Source organism: Cereibacter johrii (assembly GCF_001720585.1).
Classification (GTDB): domain Bacteria; phylum Pseudomonadota; class Alphaproteobacteria; order Rhodobacterales; family Rhodobacteraceae; genus Cereibacter_A; species Cereibacter_A johrii.
In genome coordinates this window covers 1-9244 of sequence record NZ_MABH01000127.1, presented here as the reverse complement: position 1 = coordinate 9244, position 9244 = coordinate 1, and the positions used below count along the sequence as shown (strand labels likewise).

The 9244-nt window shown below is 66.8% G+C and carries 8 protein-coding genes; 2 read left to right on the top strand and 6 right to left on the bottom strand.

All coding sequences use genetic code 11. The annotated features are described in order from the left end of the window. Positions 1–345: CobW C-terminal domain-containing protein (locus A9O63_RS10270; protein WP_141703072.1), on the top strand; the 345-nt coding region annotated here is incomplete at its 5' end. A gap of 201 nt (positions 346–546) precedes the next feature. On the opposite strand, the gene A9O63_RS10265 is transcribed toward A9O63_RS10270, so the two are convergent. The 6 genes from A9O63_RS10265 to A9O63_RS10240 form a co-directional block, all read right to left on the bottom strand. Next, positions 547–2064, bottom strand: coding sequence for a tripartite tricarboxylate transporter permease (locus A9O63_RS10265; protein WP_069331844.1), 1518 nt, complete (start codon positions 2062–2064; stop codon positions 547–549). Beyond that, positions 2065–2556 carry a tripartite tricarboxylate transporter TctB family protein gene (locus A9O63_RS10260; RefSeq protein ID WP_069331843.1) on the bottom strand — a complete coding sequence of 164 codons (492 nt, stop codon included), beginning with the start codon at positions 2554–2556 and terminating at the stop codon, positions 2065–2067. Beyond that, positions 2553–3497, bottom strand: coding sequence for a Bug family tripartite tricarboxylate transporter substrate binding protein (locus tag A9O63_RS10255; RefSeq protein ID WP_069331842.1), 945 nt, complete (start codon positions 3495–3497; stop codon positions 2553–2555). The genes A9O63_RS10260 and A9O63_RS10255 overlap by 4 nt, the downstream gene beginning before the upstream one ends. 234 nt (positions 3498–3731) lie before the next feature. Next, positions 3732–3929, bottom strand: a complete 198-nt coding sequence (locus tag A9O63_RS10250) for a YqaE/Pmp3 family membrane protein (RefSeq protein ID WP_069331841.1) — start codon at positions 3927–3929, stop codon at positions 3732–3734. Between the two features lie 412 nt (positions 3930–4341). Next, the gene (locus A9O63_RS10245; protein WP_069331840.1) at positions 4342–5427 is read right to left on the bottom strand and encodes a ParB/RepB/Spo0J family partition protein; all 1086 of its coding nucleotides are present in this window, start codon (positions 5425–5427) and stop codon (positions 4342–4344) included. Next, positions 5405–6811: an AAA family ATPase gene (locus A9O63_RS10240; RefSeq protein WP_069331839.1), complete on the bottom strand. Its 1407-nt coding sequence runs from the start codon at positions 6809–6811 to the stop codon at positions 5405–5407. The genes A9O63_RS10245 and A9O63_RS10240 overlap by 23 nt, the downstream gene beginning before the upstream one ends. A 594-nt stretch (positions 6812–7405) precedes the next feature. Between A9O63_RS10240 and A9O63_RS10235 the strand changes: the two genes are divergently transcribed. Next, positions 7406–8719, top strand: coding sequence for a replication initiation protein (locus A9O63_RS10235; protein WP_069331838.1), 1314 nt, complete (start codon positions 7406–7408; stop codon positions 8717–8719). Positions 8720–9244 lie beyond the last annotated feature (525 nt).

The following is a 9244-nucleotide window of genomic DNA, read 5'->3' as shown; positions in this document are numbered from 1 at the left end:
GACGGGGCCGAGCCCTGTCCCCTCCCCCCGCTTGCGGCGGCGGCTCCGATCCGACCGCACCGGCTCCGCATCGGGGCCGAGGGGGGCTGGGTCGCCCTCTCGACCTGGCTCTCGGCGCTGTTGCAGGCCCGCGGCGAGGATGTGGTGCGGGTGAAGGGCGTCGTGCGGACGCCGGCGGGGCGGCTCCTCCTCCAGTCCGTGCGCCGGATGGTGCAGCCGCCCGAGATCCTGCCCGAGGGGACCGACCTGCCCGGCCCCGCGCCCGAGGAAGGAACGCTCGTGCTGATCGGGCGCAACATCGACGAGGACCGCCTCGCCCGGTCCTGGAACATCTACGGCGGGTGAGGCCGCCGTTCACGAAGCGCGAATGGCATCCGCCCCGATCCGTTCGGCATCGTCGGGAACCGGAGAACGGGCGGTGGCCGTTTTACTATTGAAAAATAATTACTTAGCGGAAAACCTGCCGCAGGGAACTCCCGCACCTCCCGCCACGGCGTCGCCCCGGGCCGGATCCGGCGGGGCGAGCCGTTCGGCAGGGCTGCGCGCTCAGTCCTCGTCGGCTGCGATCTTCACGAGGATGTCGCCGCGTCCATAACGGCGCATGAGGATCGGCACGATCAGCGCCGCCGCCGCAAGCCCGAGGAGCGTAGCCGCGATGGGCGAGGCGATGAGCGTCGTGACATCCCCCTGCGCGATGGCGAGCGCCCGGCGCAGCTGCTGCTCGGCCATGGGGCCGAGGATCAGCCCCACCACCACGGGCGCGATGGGATAGCCGAAAAGCCGCATGAGATAGCCCAGCACGCCGAAGCCCAGAAGCATCCCCAGCTCGACCGGCGAGGGATTGACCCCGATGGTGCCGAGCGTGGCGAAGAGCAGGATGCCCGCATAGAGCCAGGGCCTCGGGATGGTCAGCAGCCGCACCCAGAGCCCGATCAGCGGCAGGTTCAGCACCAGAAGCATCACGTTGGCGATGAGGAGGCTTGCGATCAGCCCCCAGACGAGCTGGGGGTTGGTGGCAAACAGCAGCGGGCCGGGCTGGAGCCCGAACTGCTGGAACCCCGCGAGCATGATGGCGGCCGTGGCCGTCGTGGGCAGGCCCAGCGTCAGGAGCGGCACGAGCGTGCCCGCGGCCGAGGCATTGTTGGCCGCCTCGGGCCCGGCCACGCCCTCGATGGCGCCGTGGCCGAACTCCTCGGGGTGGCGCGTGAAGCGCTTCTCGGTCGCATAGGACAGGAAGCTCGCGATATCGGCCCCGCCCGCCGGCATGGCGCCGATGGGAAAGCCGATCACCGTCCCGCGGAGCCAGCTTTTCCACGACCGGCCCCAGTCCCGCGCGGTCATCCAGAGCGAGCCCTTCACCGCGATGGCCTCGTCGTCCCGATGCATCCCGCGGCCTGCCACGAACAGCGCCTCGCCGACCGCGAAGAGCGCCACCGCGAGCGTCGTGACCTCGATCCCGTCGAGAAGCTGCGGCACGCCGAAGGAGAGCCGCGCCTGCCCGGTCAGCTGGTCGATGCCCACCACCGCCAGCGCGAGCCCGATGAAGAGCGAGGTGAGCCCCCGGAGCGTGCTGTCGCCGAAGGCGGCCGAGACGGTGACGAAGGCCAGCACCATCAGCGCGAAATATTCCCGCGGCCCGAAGACCAGCGCGAGCTTGACCACGGTGGGCGCGATCAGCGCCAGCGCGATCGTCGCCAGAAGCCCCGCCACGAAGGAGCCGATGGCGGCGGTGGCGAGCGCGGGCCCTCCCCTGCCCGCCCGGGCCATCTTGTTGCCCTCGAGCGCCGTCACGATCGAGGCGCTCTCGCCCGGCGTATTGAGCAGGATCGAGGTCGTCGAGCCGCCATACATGCCGCCGTAATAGATCCCGGCGAACATGATGAGCGATCCCGCGGGGTCGAGCCCGTAGGTGACCGGCAGCAGGAGCGCCACCGTCAGCGCGGGACCGATGCCGGGAAGCACCCCCACCGCCGTGCCGAGCGTGACCCCCACCAGCGCATAGAGCAGGATCATCGGATCGAGCGCCACCGCGAGACCCTGCAGGAGGAAGTCGAACGTGCCCATTCAGCCTCCGTAGATCAGCCGCTCGGGCGGGCCCGAGGGCAGGTTCAGCGACAGGATCCCGTCGAAGAGGCCATAGACCAGCAGCGCGAAGATCAGGCCCGCGGGCAGCGCGATCCAGAGCCTCCGCTCGCCGAAGCCGCGGGCGGTGCAGGCAAAGAGCAGGCCGCTTGCGATGGAGAAGCCTGCCACGGGCAGCAGCAAGAGCTGGGCCGCGAGCCCGCCCACGATCCAGAGCACGGCCGGCACCTGCTGGCGCGGGCGGGGCTCGAAGCCCCCGCGCATCGCCTCGACCACGGTCCAGACGGCCAGGGCCATCAGACCCCAGCCGATCATCCGCGGCACGTCGGCGGGGCCCACCCCGCCGTAGCCGCCCTGTTGCGGCAGGCGGTGCGCCTCCCACAGCAGAAGCCCGCCCACGCTCGCCAAGAGCAGGCCGATCACCACCGCCGCGCGGTCGGGGCGGCGTGGATTGTCGGGGAAGCGGTGCCTCATTTGACGAGACCGATCTCCCGCAGGATGCCCTCCGTCGTCTCCCTGTCCTTGGCCAGCTGCTCCGCGAAGGCGTCGCCGGCCAGCCAGGTGTTGGCCCAGCCCTTCGAGGCCAGCGCCTTCTGCCAGCCTTCGGACGCGTTCATCTTCTCGATATCCGCCAGGATCGCGGCCTTCTGCTCGTCCGAGATCCCCGGCGCCGCAGCGACCATCCGCCAGTTCTGCAACACCACGTCATAGCCCGCTTCGGCCAGCGTCGGCGCATCCACCCCCTCGAGCCGCTCCGGCGCCGTGACGGCCAGAAGCCGCATCGTGCCCGCCTCGACCTGCGGCAGGAACTCGCTCAGCCCCGAGACGCCCGCCGTCACCTGGCTGCCGAGGATCGCCGCCAGCGCCTCGCCGCCGCCCGAGAAGGCGATGTAATTGATCTTCGTCGGATCGACACCGGCGGCCTTGGCCAGAAGCCCCACCGCGATATGGTCGGTGCCGCCCGCCGATCCTCCCGCCCAGGACACGGCACCGGGATCGGCCTTCAGCTGATCGACGAGCTCGCCCACGGTCTGGATCGGCGACGAGGCCGGCACGACGATGGCCTCGTATTCCCCCGTGAGGCGCGCGATGGGCGTCACGTCGTCGAGGCCCACGGGTGAGCCGTTGGTGAGGATCGCGCCCACCATCACATAGCCGCCGACGATGAGCTGGCTCGGATCGCCCGCCGCCGAGGCTACGAACTGCGCGAGCCCCACTGTGCCGCCCGCGCCCGGCACGTTCTGCACCTGCACACTTTCCGAGATGCCTTCGGACCGCAGCACCTCCTGCATGGTGCGGGCGGTCTGATCCCAGCCGCCTCCGGGCGCGGCGGGTGCAAGGATCGTGTAGTCGGCAGCCAGCGCCGGCAGCGCCAGAACGCCCGCCATCAGGCTTGCCAGAATGAAACGTGTCATGACTGTCCTCCCTCGTGAAACGTCGGTCTCGAGGCAGGGGCCGGTCCTCCCCCGGCGGCCTGCGACCGATCGTCACCGCGACAGTCTCATCCCGCGGTCGTTCTGCAAAGCAGGAAAAGCCGCCGGAGCCTCGCGGAAAACCGCAGGAGCGGTGCGAGGATTACCCGGCCGGGGGGGGAGCCTGTTGAAGGGCGGGCCGCGACGGCCCTGCCCCGCCGATGGGTGGCGCGCGCCTCAGCCGTGGCGGCCGCGCGAGGCCGCTTCGATCTTCCGGTCGGTCTGATACTGGCTCAGCGCGAAGACCGACCAGATGGCCGCCGGAAGCCAGCCGATCAGCGTCAGCTGCAGGATCAGACAGATGATGCCGGCAAAGGGGCGGCCGATGGTGAAGAACTGCAGCCAGGGCAGCAGAATGGCGAGGATCAGGCGCATGTCGATGGGTCCTTCTGTCTCTGACGCCGGATCTAGGATCGAGGCCCCCGCTTTTCCAGTGGCTCCCCGCGGGGGGGCCCCCGCCCCCCCCGCGCATCGGCAACCGGCGGGCCTCCGCATCTTCCTGTCTAATGGGGGTTTCGCCGCGAAACCCCCCGACGGCAGAGGCCCGCGACTGTCGGAAGAGACGCTCATTCCCGGGATATTATGCGCGTTACGCGGTTAACCAGTTCATATGTATGGATAATTTTAACCAGCTCTACACACCAAAAGTACCCGTTTTCGGGACGCGTCCGGAGCGGCGGAGCGGCATCACGCTCCGTCCGCAGGAAGTCTGATGCCGATGGAGCGGCTTGTCCAGTCCGAAGGGCGAAGCCGGTTTCCGGCACCCGCCCCTCGGAAGAACTGTGGATCAGAAGGGTTTCGCGGGCGAAACCCGCCCCGACGCCAGCAGCTTTCGCAGTTCCTGCGCCATACGCTGCACGAGCGCCTCGTCGACGTCGTCCCCTTCCAGCCGCAACAGGTAGCCCGGACCGTCGGCAGGACGCTCGATTTGGACCGTCGCCGAGACAGGCACCTGTTTACGGGACGGGCGGCCGCCGCGCGACGGATCCACCACCGTCCCTTCGGCAGCCTTTACGAAGGGCTCCATCAGCAGCCACTCCGCCTCGGCATCGCCTCCCTGCGCCGCCGCCAGCGCCTCACGCAGCGCCCCCGCGTAGCCCAGCCGCAGGGCATGGGCCAGACGCAGCCCGGGCCGCTCGCCCAGCGTCGTGGCGAAACTCAGGAGATCGCCCAGCTCCTCGTGGATCAGGGCGAAGCTGCGGATCTTCGACCGCTTCGCCTTCGAGGCCGCGCCGAACAACACGTCGACCGCTTCCTCCACCGACCCGAACGCCCCCTGCCCCGCCGCAAGCGCCGCAATCCTCCCGCGCTCGTAAGGCGAGAGATCGGAACGGATCTCGTTCTCCTCGACCATCGCGACATAGGCCGCCGAGACATCGGTCGGGCGACGCACCAGAGCACGCACCCGTGCATAGCGCTCATCGCCCGTTTCCGCATGGAGCGACCGCAAGGCCCAAAGCCGTCGCCAGCCGGAGATCAGGCCGTAGCGCTCGCCCTGCCCGTCCGGCCGCTCGAACACCTCGACCGGCAACCGCAGCCCATGCGCCCGGATCGAAGCGCGCAGCTCGTCCATCTCCTCGCCGTCGATCTTCAGCCGGTCGCGCGTCAGGTCGTCGGCGCGGATCTCGGCCAACGGGATCTCGAGCAGCAGCAACCCTTCGGCTTCGGCCTGCCTCAGCCGCGTGGCATCGGCGCTGTCCTTCGCGGCAGCGGCCCGTTCGGCCGTGGGCATAGGCATGGCGAGCGAGGCCGCATCCGCTGCAACCTGCGCGATGGGCGGCCGCGTGCTGGTGGAGGTTTCGCGGGCGAAACCGGTCTCCAGCTCCTCGAGTTCTTCCGCCGAGGGGGCTTCAAGCCGTCTGCGCTTCGCCATTCTCCGCCTCCTTCTTCTCCATCGCCTGATCGCGCCACCACGACCCGATCAGGATCTCCTTGAACTCCGCATAGGTCCTATCGAATGTCTCACGGCCCCGCACATAGGTTTCGCGGTTGAAATCGCGGTAGTCGGCCTCGTAGATGCCGTTCACCTGCTCCCCCGCCTGACCCACCAGCGCGGTGAAGTCCTGCCGATAGGCATTCATGAAATCGCCGAAATAGGCCTGCACCACGTTTGCCAGATCGGTCTGCTGGTTCGCGTCGAAACGGGTGATGAGCGCGCGCACCACATCCCATTCGAACTTCATCTCCGGCAGACCCGCCGACCGACGCGCCGCATTCTCGCCATCCTCGATCGAGGCGAAGGTCGAATAGAGCATGTCGAAGAAGCGGCCCGTGGAATCGAACTCGAGGAAGGAAGCCCCCAGCGGCACGAGCAGGATATCGGCTGCGGCCAGCGCGTTGATCGTAAGGTACCCAAGTGCAGGAGGCGTATCGAGCAGGATGATGTCATAGTCGCGCAGAAGGCCCTCGCGCTCCAGAAACCCGGTCAGCGCATCCCACAGGGGCCAGCGCCGCAGCATCATGCGCCAGACCGGAACCTGGAACTCGGCCCAGTAGAGGTTCAGCTGCGCGCCGATCAGGTCGATGTTGGGCCAGTGCGTCTTCTGCACCACGTCGGCCGCCGTGATCTTCAGCGCCTCGGTGAGGGTCTCGTCGAGGGGCAGGGGCCCTTCGCCCTTCGCTTCCCGGACCTCGTTCTCCTCCTGCACATGGAGAGCGTAGTCCTTGGCCAGCAGCGGGAAGACCGTCTGCCACTCGTCGGCGACCCTTCCCCCCATGATGGAAGTCATCGAGCCCTGGCTGTCCAGATCGATCACCAGAACCCGGTAGCCGTCGAGTGCCGCCGACATGGCGAGATGGGCGGCCGTCGAGGTCTTTCCCACGCCGCCCTTGAAGTTCGCGACCGCCACGACCTTGGCCGGCAGCCCCTTCGGGCGGTAGGGGCGGTATTCCTTCTTGGCGGCGCCTTCCTCGGCGAAGAAGTTTCGCAGCGCGAGCACTTCCTCGAGCGTGAACCATTTCGCGCCGCCTTCGCCTTCGCCTTGCGGAAGCTCGGGATTGTTGCGAAGGACCCGCCGCAGGTGCGACGATGCCACGGGAATCAGATAGCGGCAGATCTCCCAGGTCGAGAACTTGCGCAGCCGCTTCTTGCCGTCCGGCGCATAGCCCTTGCGGGCGAGATCGTCACGCCCGCGGGCACAGAAGGCCGCTGCTTTCGCGAATCGCGTCGTGTCTACCGGCTTTCCGAGCTTCGCCGCGGCGGAGGCCGGATCGAGATTGAAGTAGGGCGGCAGAGATAAGTCCGTCTTGCGTGTCATGTCCGACTGTCCACTCGATGTCACATGTTTCGGTGCCTGTTTTCGAAACTATGGCACATCGCGTCGCTGCCGGGAACAGCCTTCGAACCGAAGACATGGGAAGGGGTGAGAGGCCGGTTTCGCAGGCGAAACTCCTTCTGCATGGGAGGAAAACACACAGCCGGGCATGTCAAAGCTTGTTTGTTCTTTCAGAACTTGAGAGTCTTTCCGTGGATATTTCATAGCCCTATCAGTGTGTTATGACTTACAGGGAACCCATCCACGGGTTGACCGGCACCTGTTTGCAGGATCAAGGGCACCCGTCAGCAGGGGCAAAAGCATCCGATTCCGGGCCCACAGGCACCAGAATCCGGCTCCGATTCGACGCGCTCGCCTCCCGATTCGCGCTTTCAAGAGGTTAGCGCGCGTTCTTGGAGCGTACTCGGAGTCCCTGGGAGTGAGGCCGTCCTGTAGACGGGTTCCCAAGGCACCATTCGGGCTCAGAAGGGAACCCGTTTACGGGAGCCCGTTTCAGAGGCGATGGGTACCTGAACGTACCTTGAGGCAGGGTCCCTTTTCCGGCATCATGAGGGCGAGCAGAAAAAGGGCAGGGGCATGGCGCAGAAAATCGCTGGCCGGGGCAGGGCGACCGAGGGCGCGCTGCGCGACATTCCACGCGACGCCCTCACGGGCGCATTGCGGCGCGAGTCGGTGAAGAAGAACGTGGCGGCGATCCACGTTTCGGGGAAACTCACGCTTCTGCAGCGCAAGCTGTCGAACGTGCTGCTCCTCAACGCCTATGACCATCTGATCACCCGGCCGAAGCATGCGATCGACGCCCGCACGCTCTGCCTGATGATCGGCTACAATTCGAACGATATGGAGACCCTGAAGGCTTCGCTGCGCAGCCTGGCTGAGACGGTTGCCGAATGGGACATGCTGGACCAGAAGGGGCGGCAGGAGTGGGGCGTCTCTTCTCTCCTCTCCTATGCGAAGCTCTCGGGCGGGATCTGCGAATATGCCTATTCCCCGGCCCTGGCCGAGAAGCTGCACGATCCGAAGGTCTTCGCCCTCATCAATCTGAACATCCAGCGGCGCTTCACCTCGGGACATGCGCTCGCCCTCTATGAGAACTGCTTCCGCTTCGTGCGCACGGGGTCGACCGGCTGGTGGCCCATCGACATCTTCCGAAGGCTCATGGGCGTGGACGACAGCGCCTATTACGAGAATTTCAAGCAGCTCAACGCCAAGATCATCAAGCCCGCGGTGGCCGAGGTGAACAAGAGCTCGAACATCATCGTCACGCCCGAATTCCGCAAGATGGCGCGCGCCGTCACCGACGTGCGCTTCCTCATCAAGGAGAACCCGCAGCTCGCCATGTTCGAGATCGACGACGGCGAGGCCATGCGCAGCTCGCGCACCTACCAGCGCCTGATCGCGGTGGGGGTGGGCGACCGGCTGGCCCGGCAGTGGATCGCCGAGCATGGCGAGAGCCACGTCGCCGAGAAACTCGACTATGTCGCGGGGCAGGGCAGGGTGACGAGCCCGGTGCGCTATCTCTCGGCCGCACTGCGCGACGATTACTCCACATCCGCCACGCCCGAGCCCTCGCCTGAAGCGGTGGAAGCTGCGGCCCGACGCAAGGCTGCGGAAGAAGAGCAGGCGCGCGCGGAGGCTGCGCGCGAGGCGGCCGTCGCGGCCGAGCGTCGGGACCGGTCGGAACGACTCGCGCGGGTGCGGGCTGTTGCCGATTCCCGCAACCCGACTCAGCGGGATGCGGACCGTCGGCTGTTTCTGCGCCGTCTCGAGGGGGATCTCGAGCGGGCGGATTTTGCGAGGCTGGGTTGGGGATCTGCGCTGAATGCGCGGGCGATCTTTGCCTTCTGGGAGGAGCTGGAGCCGGGGATCTTCGAGGGAATCGCGGCCTGAGGCCCGGGCGGGGCAGGGGGCGGAAGGGCGGCGCGGCGCTTCTGGTGAAGTCCTTTCGGATCAACGCGTTGCGAGGAATTTCCGTGGCGCTGTCATTTTTCCTCTTGCGGGTTTTTTTGCGGTTCCCTAGATAGCGCCTCACCGAAGCGGAACGGCGACGGTGACGGGGTTGAGAGGCGGCGGCGCTGCCTTGAAGGTCTCGGGAAATCTGGAAGATGAGGCGGACGGGATCGCTGGTTGACTGGCGTCTCGGTTTGTTTTGTCTTCTGCGCTCTTTGACATTGATGATGATGAAGGGATATGCGGGCGGTTTGGTCGTTTCGACGGCGGACCGGATGCATATCGGCCTACTAGCTTCGGCGATGATGTAGGTGAAAGCTTCACTGTCTTGTGGGTCACGTTACTTCGGTAACTTGGCACATGGACAGAAAGACCTCGGGCGATGCCCGAGGCAGATGTGCGAAGGTTCGACGTCAAGGATAGTCCTTCGGGACTTTCAACTTGAGAGTTTGATCCTGGCTCAGA

Bases quoted from the DNA above. Each gene is read 5' to 3' on its own strand.
- A9O63_RS10265 (WP_069331844.1), bottom strand. From the start codon at position 2,064: ATGGGCACGTTCGACTTCCTCCTGCAGGGTCTCGCGGTGGCGCTCGAT.
- A9O63_RS10260 (WP_069331843.1), bottom strand. From the start codon at position 2,556: ATGAGGCACCGCTTCCCCGACAATCCACGCCGCCCCGACCGCGCGGCG.
- A9O63_RS10255 (WP_069331842.1), bottom strand. From the start codon at position 3,497: ATGACACGTTTCATTCTGGCAAGCCTGATGGCGGGCGTTCTGGCGCTG.
- A9O63_RS10250 (WP_069331841.1), bottom strand. From the start codon at position 3,929: ATGCGCCTGATCCTCGCCATTCTGCTGCCCTGGCTGCAGTTCTTCACC.
- A9O63_RS10245 (WP_069331840.1), bottom strand. From the start codon at position 5,427: ATGGCGAAGCGCAGACGGCTTGAAGCCCCCTCGGCGGAAGAACTCGAG.
- A9O63_RS10240 (WP_069331839.1), bottom strand. From the start codon at position 6,811: ATGACACGCAAGACGGACTTATCTCTGCCGCCCTACTTCAATCTCGAT.
- A9O63_RS10235 (WP_069331838.1), top strand. From the start codon at position 7,406: ATGGCGCAGAAAATCGCTGGCCGGGGCAGGGCGACCGAGGGCGCGCTG.